We start from the raw sequence: 17,890 nt of genomic DNA, 5'->3' as shown, positions 1-17,890 counted from the left end.
GAACGCGGCGACTGCCCGCACTACCGGGCCTATGCTTCAATGCTGCCATACGCGCCCGCCAGGACCCCCGCATGCAGGTCGAGCTGATCGAAATACGTGACCATCTGGGTCGCTTCGCCCCTTTCGACGGACTGCCGAACGACGTCCTCGACCAGATCGCCCAACAGGTCGAGGTCGGCTACTTCAAGGCCGGCAGCGACATCCTCCTCTACGGGGCGCCCATCCAGGACTTGCACTACATCCGCAGCGGCGCGGTGGAGATCTACCGGCGCAACGGCGAGCTGTACAACCGCCTGGCCGAAGGCGAGGTGTTCGGCCAATTCGGCTTGCTGCGCGGCAAGAAAGTCCGCCTGCCGGCACGGGCGATCGAGGACAGCCTGATCTATTTCATCCCCGGCCAGCTGTTCGAGCAGTTGTGCGAGGCCCATGAGGCCTTTGCCGACTTCGTCGAGGCCGAAGGTCAGTCGCGGCTCAAGTCGGTGGAAGAATCCCAGGGCAATGCCAGCGAACTGATGAGGACCGAGGTGCGCAAGCTGGTCACCCGGCGCACCGTCAGCGTGCCGCTGGGCACCTCGGTGCAGGATGCGGCGCGGGTGATGACCGAGCACGGCGTATCGTCCCTGGTGATCCTCGGCTCGCCGCCAGGCAACGCCGGCCAGGGCCAGGGCCAGGTGATGGCCGGCATCACCACCGATCGTGACCTGCGCAGCCGGGTGCTGGCCGAGGGCCTGGGCCTGGACACCCCGGTCGAGCAGATAATGTCGCCCAACCCGATCTCCATCCAGGCCGACGACTCGGTGTTCGAGGCCATGCTGCGCATGCTCCGGCACAACATCCACCACCTGCCGGTGGTGCACCGTCAGCGCCCGATCGGGGTGATCAACCTGGCGGACATCATCAAGTACGAGTCGCAGAGCAGCCTGTATCTGGTCAACAGCATCTTCAACCGGCAGTCGGTGACAGAGTTGCAGGCCCTGGTGCCGGACCTGCGCGCCACTTTTCTGCGCCTGGTCAACGAGCAGGCCACCGCCCACATGATCGGCAGCGCCATGTCCGGCATCGGCCGCAGCCTGACCCAGCGCCTGCTGGAGCTGGCCGAGGAAAAGCTCGGGCCGCCGCCGGTGCCCTACTGCTTTATGGTGCTGGGCTCGATGGCCCGCGACGAGCAACTGATCGTCACCGACCAGGACAACGCCCTGGTGCTCGACAACCGCTTCGATCCGCGGGTCCACGATGACTACTTTCTGCAACTCGCCGAGTTCGTCAGCGATGGCCTGGCGGCCTGTGGCTACAGCTACTGCAAGGGCGGGATCATGGCCAGCAACCCCAAGTGGCGCCAGCCGCTACGGGTCTGGCGGGGCTACTTCACCGAGTGGATCGAGCGACCCAATCCGCAGACCCTGCTCAACAGCTGCATCTTCTTCGACCTGGACAGCGCCTACGGCGAGGCCAAGCTGGTCGAGAACCTCAAGGACCTGGTGGCGCAGAAGGCCAGCCACAACCCGCTGTTTCTCGCCAGCCTGGCGCGCAACGCGCTCAACCGCACCCCGCCGCTGGGCTTCTTTCGCACCTTCGTGATGGAGAAGGACGGTCAGCAGAACAACATCATCAACCTCAAGGGCCGCGGCACCGCGCCGCTGACCGACCTGATCAGGGTGCATGCCCTGGCCGCCGGATCCAAGGCACAAAACTCGCTGGAGCGCCTCGACGCCATTGCCACCACCAAGCTGCTCACCGAGGAAGCCATCACCCAGCTGCGCTACGCCCTGGAGTTCCTCTCCATCGTGCGCATCCGCCATCAGGCCATGGACCTGCAGGAAGGCCGCGAGCCGGACAACTACATCGAACCGGAAAAGGTCTCTGCCAGCGACCGGCAGAACCTCAAGTCGTCCTTCCAGGTGCTGAGCAACGCGCAGAAATTTCTGCGCTTCCGCTACCCGGGGCAACTGCAAAATCTGCCGCTATGAGACGCCACAGCACTGGCGCGCCGCCTGACTGGCCGGCGCTGTTCGCCCAGCTGGCGCAGGCCGCCCGCGACCCTCGTCTGGCACGCTTCTACCAGGCCGGCACGGTAAGCGCCGTCACCCCCCTGGAACAGGTGCCGCTGCTGGCCCTGGATGTCGAGACCACCGGCCTGGACAGCCGCCGCGATTCGATTGTCAGCCTCGGTCTGGTGCCCTTCAACCTGCGCCGCATTCGCTGCCGCGAAGCCAACTACTGGGTGGTCAAGCCGGCGGGCGAACTGAGCAGCCAGTCGGTCACCTTCCACCACATCACCCACTCGGACATCCACAGCGCGCCGAGCCTGGAGGCCGTGCTCGAACAGCTGCTGACGGCCATGGCCGGCAAGATCATGGTGGTGCACTACCGCCCTATCGAACGCGGTTTTCTCGACCAGGCCGTACGCCATTTGCTCGGTGAAGGGCTGCAATTCCCGGTGATCGACACCATGCAGCTGGAAGCCCGGCTGCACCCGCGCAAGCGCCGGCTCGGCTGGCTGCGTCAGTTGCTCGACCAGCAGGCGGTATCGATCCGCCTGGCCGACAGCCGTCTGCGCTACGGCCTGCCGCTGTACCAGGCCCATCATGCCCTGACCGATGCCCTGGCCACGGCGGAATTGCTGCAGGCACAAAGCGCCACCCACTACCCGGCCAGCACGGCGGTGGGCGATCTGTGGAGTTGAGCGGGTGGTTGCACATCACACTGCTTTAGCCGCGAGCGCCTAGGACAGCATCGAGGCTAAAGCGGAGTGCCGCCCAGCCCCGCACACACAAACGCGCGCCCGAAGGCGTAGTGCTGTTCACATGAAAAATGCCGCTTCTCCCTTGCCAGAGAAGCGGCATTTTTTTTTGCGCCCCGAGCGGCTTGAGCCGCGAAGCGGACCCGGCAACGGAGTGTGCTGAGCGGGTAGCCCAGATAAGCCTTGGCGCAATCCGGGAACAACGGGCCACGCGGTGCGCACAGCGCACCCTACGCAGGCACACGGCCTCTCGGTAGGGTGCGCCGCGCGCACCGACCTCGACGCCAGTGCTTGTGGCGCAGCCACGAGTCAGGTCAGCGCGGCTCGCTCAGCAGGCCCTTGACGACAGCTATGCAGCCCACCAGCAGGACGATGGTGAACGGCAGACCGGCGGACACCGCCATGGCCTGCAGCGCCACCAGGCCGCCGCCGAGCAACAGGGCGATGGCTACCACCCCTTCCAGAATCGCCCAGAAGGCCCGCTGCGGCACCGGCGCGTTGACCTTGCCGCCGGCGGTGATGGTGTCGATCACCAGGGAGCCGGAGTCCGAGGAGGTGACGAAGAACACGATCACCAGGACGATGCCGATAAAGGAGCTGATCTCGGTCAGCGGCAGTTCGCCGAGCATGGCGAACAGCTTCAGCTCCAGCGCCGCGTCCTGCACACCGGTGAAGCCATCATTGAAGAGCTGGCCCAGGGCGGTGCCGCCGAAGGCGGTCATCCACAATACCGACACTACTGACGGCACCAGCAGGACGGCGATCAGGAACTCGCGCACCGTGCGACCGCGGCTGACCCGGGCGATGAACATGCCGACGAACGGCGACCAGCTGATCCACCAGGCCCAGTAGAAGGCGGTCCAGCCCTGGCTGAAGTTGGCATCTTCACGGCCGAACGGGTTCGACAGGGCCGGCAGATGGGTCAGGTAACTGCCCAGGTTGCTGAAGAAGCCGGTGAGGATCGCCAGGGTCGGGCCAACGATGATGACGAACAGCAGCAGCATGGCCGCCAGCACCATGTTGATTTCCGACAGGCGCTTGACCCCTTTGTCCAGGCCGGCCATTACCGAGAGCAGGGCAAGTGCGGTGATACCCGTGACCAACAGCACCATGCTGGTGTTGTTGGCCGTGATGCCGAACAGGTATTCGATGCCGGCCGCCGCCTGCTGCGCGCCGATCCCGAGCGAAGTGGCCAGGCCGAACAGGGTGGCCAGCACCGCGAGGATGTCGATCACATGGCCCGGCCAACCCCACACCCGCTCGCCTAGCAGCGGATAGAAGATCGAGCGGATGCTCATCGGCAGACCCTTGTTGAAGGAGAACAGCGCCAGGGCCAGGGCCACGATGGCGTAGATCGCCCAGGGATGCAGACCCCAGTGGAAGATGGTGGCGGCCATGCTCAGGCTGGCGGCCGCTTGGGCGTCGCCGGCCGCGGCGCCCAGCGGCGCCCAGTCGGTGCGCACGCCGTTCTCGACGCTGACCCCGCCCATGGCCGAGGAGAAGTGCGACATGGGTTCGGCCACCCCGTAGAACATCAGGCCGATGCCCATGCCGGCGGCGAACAGCATGGCGAACCAGCCGGTGTAGGTGTAATCCGCTGTCGCCTCCTTGCCGCCCAGACGCACCTTGCCCAGGGGCGAGACGATCAGGCCCAGGCAGAGCAGCACGAAGATGTTCGCCGAACCGAGGAAGAACCACGCCAGGTTGCTGGTCAGCCAATTGCGCACAGCCGTGAACAGTGGCTCGACCTCGCTCTGCAGGGCCAGGGTCAAGACCACGAACAGCACGGTTAGCAACGCGGAAATGGTGAAGACCTTGCCATGAATGTCGAGGTTGAAGAGATACTTGCCCTTGATGTTGTCCTGGCCGATCACGTAGTCGGTGTCGATCAGGTTGCTCGCCCCACTCGGGGCCGGGATGCTCTCAACGACCGGCGGCAGGATTGTGCCCTCGGGTGGATAGTTAGCCATCTGCAGTTCTCCTTGCTTCGATTGACATGCCCAAACAGGCAAACGACGGATATGCCCACTGACAGATAACCGGGCCAACTCCGCTCTAATTGAAAAGGGTAACCGCCGGGGCGTCGTCCGAGCGGCACCCAAAACGCCGCACAGTATTTCAGAAACGTCATCCCCTACCTGGTGTTCGGCCGCAGCCGTTTCGACGCCTCTATCAAGGCCCGGCGCCTGGCCGACCAGGAAATGCACCAGGCCATGGCCACCCTGGATTGGCGCCCCTCGGGCGAGGAAGCCCTGACCGCCCGCGACGCCCGACCTACGAACAGCGGGTGCGCCTGGTCGACGGCGAGGCGATCTTCGCCGCCCTGGCCGGCGCGCGTCAGGTGATCCTGTTGCAGTTCTTGATCATCCGACGAGGTGCTGGCGCAACTTGCCCGCTGAGGGACAAGACGCTATCTGCGAGGCTCAACCGAGCGCACCCTGCCAGGTGAAAAACCGGTGCGCACAGCGCACCCTACGGGGTCACGTCTTCGCGGTAGACCTGCAGGCCGCGTGCCTGGTAATTGGCCAGGGCGCCAGGGTGATCGAGGCTGCAGGTATGCACCCAGACCCGCGTGGTGCCCGGCCAGGCCCAGGCGGATTGCAGCGCGTGAGTCAGCAGCGGGCCGCCGAAGCCCCGGCCGAGAAACGCCGCGGCCAGGCCGAAGTAGAGAATCTCCACCGCGCCCTCGGCATCGCGCAGCAGCTCGTAATAACCGGCGATCGCGCCCTGGTGATAGGCCACCCAGGTACGGTGATCGGCCTGCTCGACCAGCTCGCGCCACTGCGCCTCGCTCCAGCTCAGCTTGTCCGTCCAGGCCCAGGGCTCGCCGACCAGCTGGTAGAGAAAGCGGTTGAGCTGGAACTGCTTGTGCCGGCATTCGACCACGCTCAAGTCGCCCGGCAGCGGTTTGCCAAGAATCTGCTCGGGGCGCTGCATGTCCAGGTAATAGGTGGTGGTGCTCATCGGTTTCCTGCTCTGTAATCACGAAAATCGGGGAACAGCCCCGGACGAGGACTGGCGGGCCAGGCGGGCCAAGATAACCAACCCCATGCATAAGCAAGGCTCTGTCCCAGGACTGGGTTGTGTCCAGATGCTCGGAACTTGAGTGCGCGGTAGCCTGCCCTACCCGACTCGACAGAAATCCAAGCCCAGCCATAAGAACAAAACCCCCACAGGCCTGCGCCAAATGGGGGTTCTCCTCTACGACGACCAGGGCTTGTGGCCTTGGGAGCAGACGCGGCCTTAACCGTCGTCCTGGCCTGGATCCACGGAGGATCCAGGGGAGCCGAGCTCACAGCTCCAGAGTTCCAACGCCGGCTGGGTCGCTTGTGGCGGGCCGAGCCAGTCGCTCATCGAGCGACAACGCTGGTTGAAACACAGTTGGTAATCCCCTGCCTCGGGGGTTCGCCCCAAGCGCAGCGGTTGCAGGGGCGCTAGCTGGCGTTGGTAATGCCAGCTGCCCTCACGCAGTTCGGCATCGGCAGGGATTTCCATGCCGGCACCAGACCCCTTGACCCGCGCCTCGCCGAGCAACAAGCCCTCGGGCGTAACGCGGTAATCCTCTTCCCAGCGGACCTTTTCGATCGTGTGTTGCCAGGCCAGGGTAAACCCCGGCACCGGCAGTTCAGCCCACACCACCCCGGCCAGGCCCATGCACAATCCGATCACGCCATCGTCGCCTGGGCACGGTGCCCACGCCAGAAGTGCTGTGCGAGGAACAGCGCCGCCAGGGCGAAGCCGATCTCATCGCTCATCGGCGTGGCCAGGATCAGGCTGGCACCGGCAGCGAAGCCCAGCGCCCGCTCCCACCAGGCCATCTTGCAATGCAGAAAGCCGGTGAAGATCGCACCCCAGATACCGATGGCCACGGCCGCCTTGAACAACACATAAACGGTGGCCAGCCAGCTATCGCCTTGCAGCATCAGCGCCGGCTCATACACGGCCATGAAGGGGACGACGAAACCGGCGATGGCGATACGTATGGCCCACATGCTGATCTTCAACCCGGTTTCCTTGGCTATCGGCGCCGCCGCGAAACAGGCCAACGCTACCGGTGGGGTGAGGTCGGCCATGATGCCGAAGTAGAAAACGAACATGTGCGAAACGATCAGCGGCACGCCCAGCTCCAGCAGCGCCGGCGCGGCAATCGAGCTGGTGATGATGTAGTTGGGAATGGTCGGAATGCCCATGCCCAGCACCAGGCAGGTGAGCATGGTGAGGATCAGCGAAAGGAACAGATTTTCCTGGCCGATGGCCAGGATATAACCGGCGAAGGTCGACGCCACCCCGGTCAGCGAGACCACGCCGATGATCACCCCGACCAGGGCGCAGGCAATACCCACCGGCACCGCGTGACGCGCGCCTTCGACCAGCGCATGCAGGCAGATCACCAGGGTGTCACGGCCGCCCTTGATGAACCAGCAGATCGCCACCAGCAGTCCGACCACGCCGAACACCACGCCGATGCCGAGCTGGAAGAAGGCCGCGCAGAGCAGGCCGAGGGCGATCCAGAAGGCCATGCGCAGGGCCAGGGAAGACACCCGCAGGATAATCGCCGAACCGAGAATGACGATGGCGGTCAGGGCCAGGCCGACCATCCCGGAGAACAACGGCGTGCGCCCGGAAAACAGCAGGTAGATGAGGATGAACAGCGGGATCAGCAGGTACCAGCGCTCCTTCACCGCCGCCCAGGGATTGGGGCACTGGTCTTTCGGCAAGCCTCTCAGGTTGGCCCGTTTGGCTTCCAGATGAACCATCCAGAACACCGAACCGAAGTACAGCAGCGCCGGGACCAGGGCGGCCTTGGCCACCTCGATGAAGGGCACATTGATGGTCTCGGCCATGATGAAGGCCACGGCGCCCATGATCGGCGGCATGATCTGGCTGCCCATGCTCGAGGTGGCTTCGACGCCGCCGGCAAATGCCGACTTGTAACCGAAGCGCTTCATCAACGGAATGGTGAACTGGCCGGTGGTGACCACGTTGGCCACACCGGAACCGGTGATGGTGCCCATCAGCGCCGATGACACCACCGAGACCTTGGCCGGGCCGCCGAGCTTGTGGCCGAACAGGCCCATGGCGAAGTCGGTGAACAGCTTGATCATGCCCGCCTGCTCGAGGAACGAGCCGAACAGGATGAACAGGAAGATATAGGTGGCCGACACGTAAGTCGGGGTGCCGTAGAAGCCCTCGGTGCCGAAGGCCAGCTGGTTGACGATCTGATCCAGGCCATAGCCGCGGTGGGCCAGATCCCCGGGCAGGTATTGGCCGAGCAGGCCATAGGCGAGGAACAGCCCGCAGATCAGCGGCAGGGCGATGCCCATGACCCGCCGCGCCGCCTCGAACACCAGCACCGTCAGCACCAGGCCGACCACCATGTCGGCACTGGTCAGGTCGCCGGAACGCTGGATCAGGTCCGCCTCGAACACCCATTGATAGACCGCGGTGCCCATGCCGGCCAGGCCGAGCAGCCAGGCCAGCGGTTGCCAGGGCTTGTGCTTGCCGACCAGCGGAATGCTGAGGAATACCACCATCAGCAGAAAGCCGACGTGCACCGCACGGAGGATCTGGCTGGACACCGGATGAAAGGCCGCCGTGGTTATCTGGAAGATCGAGAACAGCAGCGCCACGTAAAACAGCGCTTTCGGCCAATCGCCCGGACCTGCCGCAAGGCCGTGGTTTTGTTCAGTCATGGAGCTTATGCCCTCTTTACTACGTCGATAAGGCGCAAGAGTCGCCAACAAAACCTGCCGTGCTCGGCACGCTGGTTTTATTTGCAACTCTACCTACAGGATGGCGCATGGGTAGGATGGGTTAGCCGCGCAGCGGCGTAACCCATCTAGTGGTGGCCATGGGTATCGCTTTACGCGGCCCGCACCATCCTTCCGAGGCGGGTCGAGCGAAGCCCGGGCCACCCGTGTTTTTACAGTGCGCCGACTTCCTTGTAGAAGCGCTCGGCACCCGGATGCAGTGGAATCGGCAGGTTCTTCGCCGCGCTTTCCAGCTTGATTTCCTTGGCCGCGGAATGGGCGTTGCCCAGGCGCTCGAGGTTGTCGAACATCAGCTTGGTCATCTGGTAGGCCACTTCCTCGGACACGTCTTCATGGCTGACCAGGATGTTCTTGATCGCCACTGTCGCGATGTCGACGTCCTGACCGTCGTAGGTGCCGGCAGGAATCACGGCTGGCTGATAGGCCGCATTGCCGATCTTGGCGGTGACCTCAGCCGGTACCGCGACGAAGTTGATCGGCAGGGTGGCGGCCAGATCACGGATCGCCGCCATGCCCAGACCCGAGGATTGCAGGGTGGCATCCAGCTGACGGTTCTTGATCAGCTCGACCGACTCGGCGTACGGCAGGAACTCGACCTTGCCCATGTCTTCATAGCTCAGACCCGCTGCCGCGAAGATCGCCCGAGCATTCAGCTCGGTGCCGGACTTCGGCGCACCGACCGAGATGCGCTTGCCTTTGAGGTCGGCCAGCGTGTTGATGCCGGCTTCCTTGTTGGCGACGATCTGGATGTAGTTCGGGTAGGTGCCGGCGATGGCACGGAGCTTTTTCAGCGGCGCCTTGAAGCCGGCGTCTTCCACCCCGTTCCAGGCATCGGCCACCGAATCGCCCAGGGCCAGGGCCAGTTCGCCACGACCGCTCTGCAGCAGGTTGAGGTTTTCCACCGAGGCCTTGGTCGCCTGCACCGAGGTCTTCGAACCTTCGATGCCGGTGCTGTAGAGCTGCGACAGGCCCACACCGATCGGGTAGTAGACCCCGCTGGTGCCGCCGGTGAGGATGTTGATGAAGGTCGGTGCGGCAAATGCGGCAGTGCTGGCCGTCAGGGCCGCGGCTGCAGCGAGCAGGCTGAAACGCTTGGTCAATCGCATGGAGTATCTCCGTCGTTGTTATGGCTTTATGCAGCGTTTTTTTACTGTAGACGATGCGCAGCCGCCGCAGCGGAAAGGCAGGTCTGGAGTTCGATCAGATGGACGAAAGTGGCGAATGCCCGCACCCGGCCGAGGCCTGGCACGCAAGAGGCGGCATAGCGGAGCTGAGCGAGACGCGCTCGCGGGGGGGAAGTACGGCAGTTCATAGGCTCACCTCTGGTCTTTCTTATTAGTCGCCGACGCAAACAACGCGTCTGGCGTAGCAGAGCTATAGCAGATGCCGTGCCAAGGGTTGCGAAGCCCACCCTAGAAGGCTTTGCCTGGATGGTTTGAGGGGTAATGAGCGAATTAACGCCTACTATCGAACGGCAATAGGCGTAAATCCGCCGACGCCATCAACCCGTAGCCTGGATAAGCGCAGCGCAATCCGGGAAGTTCATCGTCTGTTCAGGCGCTCCCGGATGGCGCCGGGGCTTATTCGGGCTACATTGCCGCCGTGCAGACTTGCCTCAGAAGCTGTGAAAATGTCGAGCGCAACGCAGCAGCAGGCGTTTTTTGCGGTCCGTAGGGTGTCACTCGCCGCAGGCAGTGCACCGTGGTTCAGCGGCGCGGCATAAAGCTGGCGGGTTGTCGCTGCGCTCCGAAGCCGCCCTACCTCCTAACGGATCGCCGCCCGGACGGACTGCCGAATTTGAAGTGATCGCAGTAGGCGGGAATTTTTTCACAGCCTCTCAGTCCTCGTCGCCGCTGCCGGCCGGGCGATAGCTGCTGCGCTGCAGGCCGTGGCGTTGCATCTTCTCGTTGAGGGTGCGGCGCGGCAGCTGCAACAGCGCCATGACCTCGGCGATATTGCCCTGGCAATATTGCAGGGCGCGGTGCAGGCAGTGCGCCTCGAAGGTTTCCATCTGCTCGGCGAGGGATTGCGCCGGCAACTCGCCCACGCTGTCGACCGGGGCACTCAGGCCCAGGGCATGACGCTCGGCGGCGTTGATCAACTCGCGCACATTGCCCGGCCAGTCATGGCCGAGCAGCCGCGCCAGTTCGGCCGGCGACAGCGGCGGCATTTCCCGGCCGTGGCGCTCGGCGGCTTCGCGGGCGAAGTGCTCGAACAGCAGGGGAATGTCCTCACGGCGCTCGCGCAGTGGCGGAATGCGCAGGCCGGCGACATTCAGCCGGTAGTACAGATCCTCGCGGAAACGCCCGGCGCGCACCTCATCGAGCAGGTCCGGCTTGGCCGCACTGATCACCCGCAGGTCGACCTGGATGCTGCGATTGGAGCCGAGTCGTTCCAGGGTCTTCTCCTGCAGCACGCGCAGCAGCTTGACCTGCTGCGCCAGCGGCAGGCTTTCCACCTCGTCGAGGAACAGGGTGCCGCCGTCGGCGTGTTCGATGCGGCCGATGCGCTTGCCCTGGGCACCGGTGAAGGCACCGCTTTCGTGGCCGAACAGTTCGCTCTCGAACAGCTGTTCGGGGATCGCCGCACAGTTGAGGGCGACGAAGGGTTTGCCGGCGCGCACGCTGAAATCATGCAGGCAACGGGCGACCCGCTCCTTGCCGCTACCGGTTTCGCCGCGAATCAGGATATTCACCGAGGTGCCGGCCAGCTCGAGGATCTGCCGACGCAGGTTTTCCATCGGTCGCGAGACGCCGAGCAGCTGCGCCTCGATATGGTCCTTGAGGGCGAACTGCTGACGCAGCTGGCGGTTCTCGCAGACCAGCCGGCGCTTGTCCAGGGCGCGGCGCACGCTGTCGAGCAGGCGCTCGGGGGTGAAGGGCTTCTCGATGAAGTCGTAGGCGCCCTGACGCAGGGCCTGCACGGCCATGGGCACGTCGCCGTGGCCGGTGACCAGGATCACCGGCAGGTCGCGATCGAGCTCCAGCAGCTTGTCCAGCAGTTGCAAACCATCGGTGCCGGGCATGCGCACATCGCTGATCACCACCCCGGGGAAATCCCGGTCGATCAGCGCCAGGGCCTGGACCGCGCTGGCGCAGGTCTGCACCTGCAGGCCGGACAGCTCCAGCCACTGCTGCACCGCCTCGCGAATCGCCGACTCGTCATCGACCACTATCACCTGACCGCTCATGACATCTCCTGTTCGATCCGCCGCACTGTTGGGGGGATTAGCGCCGCAAAACCACCCGTTTGCATACAACCCGGTGCTTGGCGCGACGTTGTGTTTGCCTGCTCGGCTACGCGCCGCTAACCCTCTTACGGATTCGGCGCTGCCGGCAGCTTGAGGGTAAACACTGCACCTTCCGGGCCATTGCTCACCTCCAGGCTACCACCCAGTTCACGAACGATGCCGTAGGACACCGCCAGGCCCAGGCCCAGACCCTGCCCCACCGGTTTGGTGGTGTAGAAGGGCTCGAAGATATGCGCCAGGTCTGCATCGGCAATGCCGCCGCCGCTGTCCGCCACGCTCAGCAAGCACTGCCCGCCCTGGCGGCGGATCGTCACCTCAAGCACCCGCGACTCGACCCCGGCCATGGCGTCCAGGGCATTGTGCAGGAGGTTGAGGAGCACCTGCTCGAGACGGATGGCGTCGCCCATCACCTGCACATTCGCATCTATTTCGCTGCGCAACTCCACCTGTTCGTTGCGCAGACGTGGCGCCAGCAGTTGCAACGCCTGTTCCAGCACATCGCCCAGGCGCAAGCGTTCGCTGAGGCCGGCCGGGCTCTTGCGGGCGAAGGTCTTCAGGTGCCCGGTAAGCCCGGCCATGCGTTGCAGCAAGCCATCGATGCGGCGCAAGCCTTCGTGCACATCGGCCTGGCGACCGCTGTCGAGCAGCAGGCGCAGGCTGCCCAGTTGCATCTGCATGGCGGTCAGCGGCTGGTTGATCTCATGGGCCATGGCCGCCGACATCTGCCCCAGGGCGGCCATCTTCGCTGCATGCACCAGGCCGTCCTGGGCCTCGCGCAACTCGGCGGTGCGCAGCGCCACCTCGCGTTCCAGCCGCTCGCGGATGCCCGCCTGCAGACGCTGGTTCTTGCGCCGCTGGGCGAGAAACAGCAGCAGAAACGCCAGGGTCATCCACACCCCGGCGGCCGCCAGGCGGTAGCTGCGTACGCTGTCGACCAGCGCCTGCGGCTCGCTCAGCAGGTGCAGGGTCCAGTTTTCCTCGGGCAGCGTCAGGCGTTGCCAGAGGTAGTCGCGGCGACCGTCCGGGCCATCGACCCGGCGCCACTCGCTGTCCTCGCCGATGCGCCGGCGCAGCTCGCTGGCCAGCGGTTGCAGCGCCTGCTCGGCATACTTGCGCACCTCCACCAGCTCGCCGCGGGCCTCTTCGCTCAGTGCGTGCAGGGTGAGAAAACGCCAGGCCGGACGACTGCTGAGAATCACCACCGAGTAGCTGTCGGCCACCAGCAACACCCCGGACTGCCCGGCCCATTCACGCTGCAATTCCTCCAGTTCGAGCTTGACCACCAGCACGCCGAGCACCGCACCGTCGGCGTCGCGCACCACGTGGGAGAGAAAATAGCCGGGAATCCCGGTGGTCACGCCTACCGCGAAATAGCGCCCGGAAGACTGGCGCACGGCATCCTGAAAGTAGGGGCGGAAGGCGTAGTTGTTGCCGACGAAGCTGCTCCAGTCGCGCCAGTTGCTCGCCACCAGGGTCTCGCCCCGGTTGTCGAGCAGGTAGAGCACGGTGGAGCCGGCGGCGGCATTCAACTGTTCCAGGCGCTGGTTGAGTTTTTCGCGCAGCAGGCGATCGTTCGGCGCATGCAGCAGCGACTTGATATCGCTGTCCAGCGCCAGCACCTCGGGCACCGAGCGGAAGCGCTCGACCAGGGTATGAATCGACTGGGCATAGAGTTGCAACTGGCCACGCGCCTCGACGCTGCGCTCCTGCCAGGCACGCTGCTCGGCATAACGGCCGGCCAGCCACATACTGGCGAGCAGGCCGAGGAGGATCAGCAGCACGATCAGGATGACGCGGTAACGCGGGAAGAAAGCGGGCATGCGCGGCTCGCAGCAAGGCAATCCCGGCATGGTAAGGCAAAGCGACACCCGGCGCTGCCGATCGATCCCATCTCCACCCTTCAGGCCGGCAGGAGCGGTCGCCGCGTTTTCGACGCCGCGCGGTCGCGCAGCAAACTGGAGGCAATTGCGTCTATCGGTTTGTGGGTATCTGTAGGAGCAGGCCGCGCAGGCTGAGCGCAGCGGTACCCATCACCGCGTTGCAGGGTGGATCAGCCTCAGCGATACAGATCGGCCCGGGTCCAGGGCAGGTCGTGGCTGCCGTCGGCGTGCGGCTTGACCGCGAGGATCTGGTGCAGGCTCATCCAGCCGCGGGAAAAACCGTAGGCGCAGCCGGCCAGGTACAGGCGCCAGATGCGCAGGGCCTGCTCGGGCACCAGTTGCGCGGCCTGCTCCAGTTGCGTTTCCAGGCGCGCGCTCCAGTGTTCCAGGGTGCGCGCGTAATGCAGACGCAGATTTTCCACGTCGACCACTTCCAGGCCGGCATCGCTGAGCTGGGTGGTCATGGTCGCCAGGTGCGGCAGTTCGCCTTCGGGGAACACGTAACGGCCGATGAACTCGCCGCCGCCGCGCGCGACCGGGCGGCCATCGGTGTGTTTCGCGGTGATGCCATGGTTCATCACCAGACCGCCGCTCTTCACCGCGCCGAACAGGCGCTGGCAGTACAGCGGCAGGTTGGCGTGGCCGACGTGCTCGAACATGCCGACGCTGACCACCTTGTCGAAACGACCGTCCTGCGGCAGGTCGCGATAGTCCAGCAGTTCCAGCTGCACCTGCGGCGCCAGCCCCGCGTCCGCAACCCGTTGCCGGGCCAGTTGCAGCTGCGCCTGGCTGAGGGTGATGCCATGCACCTCGACGCCGAACTCGCGCGCGGCGAAGCGCGCCAGCCCGCCCCAGCCGCAGCCGACATCGAGCAGGCGCTCGCCCGGTTGCAGGCGCAGCTTGCGGCACAGGTGGCGCAGCTTGGCCTGCTGGGCCTGTTCGAGGTCTTCGCTGCCGGTCTCGAAATAGGCGCAGGAGTAGACCATCTCGCGGTCCAGCCAGAGTGCGTAGAAGTCGTTGGACAGGTCGTAGTGGTAGCTGATCGCCGCTGCGTCGGTGTCTTTGTCGTGGGCACTGTGCTGCGTCTGCGCAACCGGCTCATCGTCGATCAGCGCCTGACTCAGGGCATCGCCGAGTTCGATCACCGCACTGATCGGCCCCTCCAGCTCCAGGCGCCCCTCGACATAGGCGCCGCCCAGGGCCGACAGGCTCGGATGAGCCAGTTGCGCCACCAGGCTGGGGTCTTTGACCACCATGGTGACCCGCGGCTCGGGTCCCAGGTCGATTTGCTTGCCGTCCCACAGCCGTAGCCGCAGCGGCAGTTGCAGATCACGCAGGGTCGGTGGCAGATACGCGAGCATGGGAACCTCCAGCTTGCAAAAAATCACTGAAAGACTAGTTCAAGTGACTCGCTTGTCAGGCTATCGGTTCCATAGACGATGGCTATCCGCCATGCCGCTGCAACAGGCCGTCGCACAACCATTGGCGCAGCCAGGTGGCGGCCTGCAGCGGCGCCTGGTCGCCCCGTTCGCCGAGCTGCGCGCACAGCTCGGCGAAACTCCAGCCAGCCACGGCCATGCCGTGCAAGGCCGCGGCCTCGTCGGCTTCCAGGCTGCGGTAATGACTGATCAGGCCGTGCCGCCAGATCAGGCAGACCTGCGCCTGATCCAGGACGGTGCTGCCGGGGAAGCTATCCTGCGCCTTGTTCGCGCGCCAGAGCGCCAGGCTGTTGTAGCGGCAGAGTTGCCATTGCACGCTGGGCAGCAGGCGCACCTGCAGGTTCGGCCAGTCCTCGGCCGCCAGATTGGCCATCTGCTCCAGGGTCAGGGGCTCAGCCTCGGCCGCGTCGAAGGCCAGGCCGAACGCCCACTCCAGCCGCGCCAGTTCGCCGAGCGGGGCCGCCTGTGCCGGCACCAGATAGGTATCGATGAAGTTCGCCAAATCGGCGCCCAGCCAGCGCAGGCTGAAATGCCGCGAGGGGTGCGCCGCGATATAGGCGCCGGCCAATGCATCGAACTCCGCGTCGCCGAGCCAGCCGTGCACGGCCGGGTAATCGCCGCGCAAAGCCTCCAGCAGGCGCGCGCGGTAGGCGTTGTGGTAAATCGCCAGACCCTGCTCGACCGCCAGCGCCGGGCTGCCGAGCAGGCTGGCACGCAACGCCGGGCTGGCCGTCGGGTCGTCGCCGAGCAGATAGGCCTCGAGTTCGCGCTGCCAGTCGTTCAGGCGCATGGCCGGTACTCCTGCAGAGCCACGGCACCATAGGCGCGAGCCTGCTGCAGTTCGCCGAGCAGCTCGTCCAGCACCGGGTAGTGGTCGTCGCGCTCGAGCAGGGTGGCCACCGGGCCGAGGTGGCGCAGGGTGCGCTGATACAGCTGCCAGACCGGATCGCTGACCGGCTGATCGTGGGTGTCGATCAGGTAGCTGCCGTAATCGCTGTGCCCGGCCAGGTGCAATTGGCGGATCCGCTGCCTGGGCAGGCCGCTGATGAAGTCCCAGGGCTCGAAGCCATGGTTGCGCGCGCTGACGTAGACGTTGTTGACGTCGAGCAGCAGCTCGCAGCCGCTGAGTTCGCTGAGCGCGGCGAGGAACTGCCATTCGCTGAACTGATCGTCGGCGCTGCGCAGGTAACTGGAGACGTTTTCCAGCACCAGCGGCCGTTCAAGCACGTCCTGCACCTGGCGTACCCGCGCGGCGACGTGCTGCAGGCTTTCCTCGGTGTAGGGCAGCGGCAACAGGTCGTGCAACTGGTGGGCGTTGCCACGGCTCCAGCACAGGTGATCGGAAATCCACGCCGGCTGGACCCGCTGCGCCAGCTGCTTGAGCCGGCGCAGGTAGTCGCGATCCAGTTGGTGCGGGCCGCCGATCGACAGCGACACGCCATGCATCACCAGCGGGTAGTGTTCGCCGATGGCGTCCAGGTAATAGAGCGGCTTGCCGCCCTCGACCAGGTAGTTTTCCGAGATGATCTCGAACCAGTCGACAGCCGGTCGCTGCTCGAGAATCGCCTGGTAATAGGGAGTGCGCAGGCCCAGGCCATAGCCCAGGCTGGATGGTTCGGCGGACATGTCAGGCTCCTTGAACAACCGCGGGAGCGGAGTGGCCTTACGGCCACTCCGTGTGCCGTCACTCGCCGACAGTACCCTTGGCCGCATTGCACTCGGCCAGGGTCATGCTCTTGAAGCCCTGGCCCTTGCAGGCACCCTGGCCCTTGCAGCTGTTGTTGGCGGTCTTGCAGTCGTTCTGGCCCTTGCAGCCGTTGACGCCATAACAGTGCACCTTGGCCTCTTCGGCCACAGCAACGGTGCTGGTCAGGCCGGCAAACAGGGTAGCGGCGGCAAATGCCAGGGCGGCACCGGTAGCCATAGTCTTGGTAGTCATGGGGTAATCCTCGAATAGTCTGGGAGTGCCGGTCGCCGCAAGGTTTTGCGTGCCGGCATTCAACTAGAGCGAGGTCGCGGCGTGGCGTTACAGGCCACGCCGATATTTCTTGCCGATTGGCATTTCGACGCCACCGACGATGCCGTGCCCGGGATGAGCACAAGGCAGTCCGCCGCCAACGCCAGGCGGCGGCACAGGCCACTAGCGCCTGACCTTGCTCGCCGGTACGCCGCCGATGCCGAAGTGGTTCTTCGGCATCTCGGTGATGATGACCCGCACCCGTTCGATCGGCGCGTCCAGCGAGCGCGACATGGCCTCGCTGACTTCGCGGATCAGGGTTTCCTTCTGCTCGTCGCTGCGACCTTCGAGGATGTACAACTGGGCGATGGGCATGGCCTCGTCCTCCAACAATAGGGGCGGCCGACCGTGCAGGCCGGCCGCGGGGGTTCAGATAAAGCGCGCGGACACCGAGCCGAGGCCCTGGTAGCGCACGCAGATGTTGTCGCCCGGCGCCACCGGCACCGCCGCGGTGATGCCGCCGGTCATGATGAAGGTGCCGGCCGGGATGTGTTCGCCGCGTTCGGCCAGCAGGTTGGCCAGCATCGCCACGCTGGACAGCGGATGGCCGAGCACTGCGGCACCGGCGCCGAGTTCCACCACTTCGCCGTTCTTCTCCATGACCACGCCGAGGGTGCGCAAATCGACCTCCTCCAGGCTGGCCATGCGCCCACCAGTGATGAAGCGGGTCGAGGAGGCGTTGTCGGCGACCACGCTGATCAGGTCGAACTTGAAGTTCTCGTAGCGCGAGTCGATCACCTCGACGGTGGGGATCACGTAGTCGATCGCCGCGATCACGTCGCCGAGGTGGCAG

14 protein-coding genes and 2 pseudogenes are annotated in these 17,890 nt (G+C 65.1%); 3 read left to right on the top strand and 13 right to left on the bottom strand.

Annotated elements, in window-relative coordinates; genetic code table 11:
* Window positions 1-71 precede the first annotated feature (71 nt).
* Together R3355_RS20270 and R3355_RS20265 are read left to right on the top strand one after the other, a co-directional pair.
* Window positions 72-1,967: a DUF294 nucleotidyltransferase-like domain-containing protein gene (locus tag R3355_RS20270; protein WP_318962832.1), complete on the top strand. Its 1,896-nt coding sequence runs from the start codon at window positions 72-74 to the stop codon at window positions 1,965-1,967.
* Window positions 1,964-2,683 carry a 3'-5' exonuclease gene (locus R3355_RS20265; protein WP_318962831.1) on the top strand — a complete coding sequence of 240 codons (720 nt, stop codon included), beginning with the start codon at window positions 1,964-1,966 and terminating at the stop codon, window positions 2,681-2,683. The genes R3355_RS20270 and R3355_RS20265 overlap by 4 nt, the downstream gene beginning before the upstream one ends.
* A 371-nt stretch (window positions 2,684-3,054) precedes the next feature.
* On the opposite strand, the gene R3355_RS20260 is transcribed toward R3355_RS20265, so the two are convergent.
* A complete protein-coding gene (locus tag R3355_RS20260) occupies window positions 3,055-4,710 on the bottom strand; it encodes a BCCT family transporter (RefSeq protein ID WP_318962830.1) in 1,656 nt (551 codons plus the stop codon).
* A 147-nt stretch (window positions 4,711-4,857) separates the two neighbouring features.
* Here R3355_RS20260 and R3355_RS20255 point away from each other — a divergent pair.
* Window positions 4,858-5,120: pseudogene (locus R3355_RS20255) on the top strand (cardiolipin synthase); the annotation flags it as partial.
* Between the two features lie 92 nt (window positions 5,121-5,212).
* Here R3355_RS20255 and R3355_RS20250 read toward each other — a convergent pair.
* From R3355_RS20250 to R3355_RS20195, 12 genes and pseudogenes are all read right to left on the bottom strand, one after another.
* Window positions 5,213-5,704: a GNAT family N-acetyltransferase gene (locus tag R3355_RS20250; protein ID WP_318962828.1), complete on the bottom strand. Its 492-nt coding sequence runs from the start codon at window positions 5,702-5,704 to the stop codon at window positions 5,213-5,215.
* Between the two features lie 279 nt (window positions 5,705-5,983).
* The gene (locus R3355_RS20245; RefSeq protein WP_318946314.1) at window positions 5,984-6,409 is read right to left on the bottom strand and encodes a DUF1850 domain-containing protein; all 426 of its coding nucleotides are present in this window, start codon (window positions 6,407-6,409) and stop codon (window positions 5,984-5,986) included.
* Window positions 6,406-8,433: a TRAP transporter permease gene (locus R3355_RS20240; protein WP_318962827.1), complete on the bottom strand. Its 2,028-nt coding sequence runs from the start codon at window positions 8,431-8,433 to the stop codon at window positions 6,406-6,408. Before R3355_RS20240 ends, R3355_RS20245 begins: the two co-directional genes overlap by 4 nt.
* A 230-nt stretch (window positions 8,434-8,663) precedes the next feature.
* Window positions 8,664-9,617 (bottom strand): TAXI family TRAP transporter solute-binding subunit, encoded by a 954-nt coding sequence (locus tag R3355_RS20235; protein ID WP_318962825.1) that lies wholly within the window; start codon window positions 9,615-9,617, stop codon window positions 8,664-8,666.
* A 731-nt stretch (window positions 9,618-10,348) separates the two neighbouring features.
* Window positions 10,349-11,701, bottom strand: coding sequence for a sigma-54 dependent transcriptional regulator (locus R3355_RS20230; RefSeq protein WP_318962823.1), 1,353 nt, complete (start codon window positions 11,699-11,701; stop codon window positions 10,349-10,351).
* A gap of 125 nt (window positions 11,702-11,826) precedes the next feature.
* On the bottom strand, window positions 11,827-13,581 hold the full coding sequence (locus R3355_RS20225) for a sensor histidine kinase (protein ID WP_318962821.1): 1,755 nt from the start codon (window positions 13,579-13,581) through the stop codon (window positions 11,827-11,829).
* A gap of 236 nt (window positions 13,582-13,817) precedes the next feature.
* Window positions 13,818-15,002, bottom strand: a complete 1,185-nt coding sequence (cfaB, locus tag R3355_RS20220; protein ID WP_318962819.1) for a C17 cyclopropane fatty acid synthase CfaB — start codon at window positions 15,000-15,002, stop codon at window positions 13,818-13,820.
* 82 nt (window positions 15,003-15,084) lie between these two features.
* Window positions 15,085-15,870 carry a DNA-binding domain-containing protein gene (locus tag R3355_RS20215; protein ID WP_318962817.1) on the bottom strand — a complete coding sequence of 262 codons (786 nt, stop codon included), beginning with the start codon at window positions 15,868-15,870 and terminating at the stop codon, window positions 15,085-15,087.
* On the bottom strand, window positions 15,861-16,706 hold the full coding sequence (locus R3355_RS20210) for a DUF692 domain-containing protein (RefSeq protein WP_318962815.1): 846 nt from the start codon (window positions 16,704-16,706) through the stop codon (window positions 15,861-15,863). The genes R3355_RS20215 and R3355_RS20210 overlap by 10 nt, the downstream gene beginning before the upstream one ends.
* Before the next feature lie 58 nt (window positions 16,707-16,764).
* A complete protein-coding gene (locus tag R3355_RS20205) occupies window positions 16,765-17,019 on the bottom strand; it encodes a hypothetical protein (protein ID WP_318962813.1) in 255 nt (84 codons plus the stop codon).
* A 201-nt stretch (window positions 17,020-17,220) separates the two neighbouring features.
* Window positions 17,221-17,412 (bottom strand): 2-hydroxymuconate tautomerase, encoded by a 192-nt coding sequence (locus tag R3355_RS20200; protein ID WP_318949441.1) that lies wholly within the window; start codon window positions 17,410-17,412, stop codon window positions 17,221-17,223.
* A gap of 54 nt (window positions 17,413-17,466) precedes the next feature.
* Window positions 17,467-17,890 (bottom strand): annotated as a pseudogene (locus tag R3355_RS20195) (4-oxalocrotonate decarboxylase); the annotation flags it as partial.

Origin of the sequence: Pseudomonas sp., from assembly GCF_033723075.1 — a bacterium.
GTDB lineage: Bacteria > Pseudomonadota > Gammaproteobacteria > Pseudomonadales > Pseudomonadaceae > Aquipseudomonas.
The sequence above is the reverse complement of the archived record's forward strand: the minus strand, read 5'-3'. Positions and strand labels throughout refer to the sequence as shown.

Bases quoted from the DNA above. Each gene is read 5' to 3' on its own strand.
- R3355_RS20270 (WP_318962832.1), top strand. From the start codon at position 72: ATGCAGGTCGAGCTGATCGAAATACGTGACCATCTGGGTCGCTTCGCC.
- R3355_RS20265 (WP_318962831.1), top strand. From the start codon at position 1,964: ATGAGACGCCACAGCACTGGCGCGCCGCCTGACTGGCCGGCGCTGTTC.
- R3355_RS20260 (WP_318962830.1), bottom strand. From the start codon at position 4,710: ATGGCTAACTATCCACCCGAGGGCACAATCCTGCCGCCGGTCGTTGAG.
- R3355_RS20250 (WP_318962828.1), bottom strand. From the start codon at position 5,704: ATGAGCACCACCACCTATTACCTGGACATGCAGCGCCCCGAGCAGATT.
- R3355_RS20240 (WP_318962827.1), bottom strand. From the start codon at position 8,433: ATGACTGAACAAAACCACGGCCTTGCGGCAGGTCCGGGCGATTGGCCG.
- R3355_RS20235 (WP_318962825.1), bottom strand. From the start codon at position 9,617: ATGCGATTGACCAAGCGTTTCAGCCTGCTCGCTGCAGCCGCGGCCCTG.
- R3355_RS20230 (WP_318962823.1), bottom strand. From the start codon at position 11,701: ATGAGCGGTCAGGTGATAGTGGTCGATGACGAGTCGGCGATTCGCGAG.
- R3355_RS20225 (WP_318962821.1), bottom strand. From the start codon at position 13,581: ATGCCCGCTTTCTTCCCGCGTTACCGCGTCATCCTGATCGTGCTGCTG.
- cfaB (WP_318962819.1), bottom strand. From the start codon at position 15,002: ATGCTCGCGTATCTGCCACCGACCCTGCGTGATCTGCAACTGCCGCTG.
- R3355_RS20215 (WP_318962817.1), bottom strand. From the start codon at position 15,870: ATGCGCCTGAACGACTGGCAGCGCGAACTCGAGGCCTATCTGCTCGGC.
- R3355_RS20210 (WP_318962815.1), bottom strand. From the start codon at position 16,706: ATGTCCGCCGAACCATCCAGCCTGGGCTATGGCCTGGGCCTGCGCACT.
- R3355_RS20205 (WP_318962813.1), bottom strand. From the start codon at position 17,019: ATGACTACCAAGACTATGGCTACCGGTGCCGCCCTGGCATTTGCCGCC.
- R3355_RS20200 (WP_318949441.1), bottom strand. From the start codon at position 17,412: ATGCCCATCGCCCAGTTGTACATCCTCGAAGGTCGCAGCGACGAGCAG.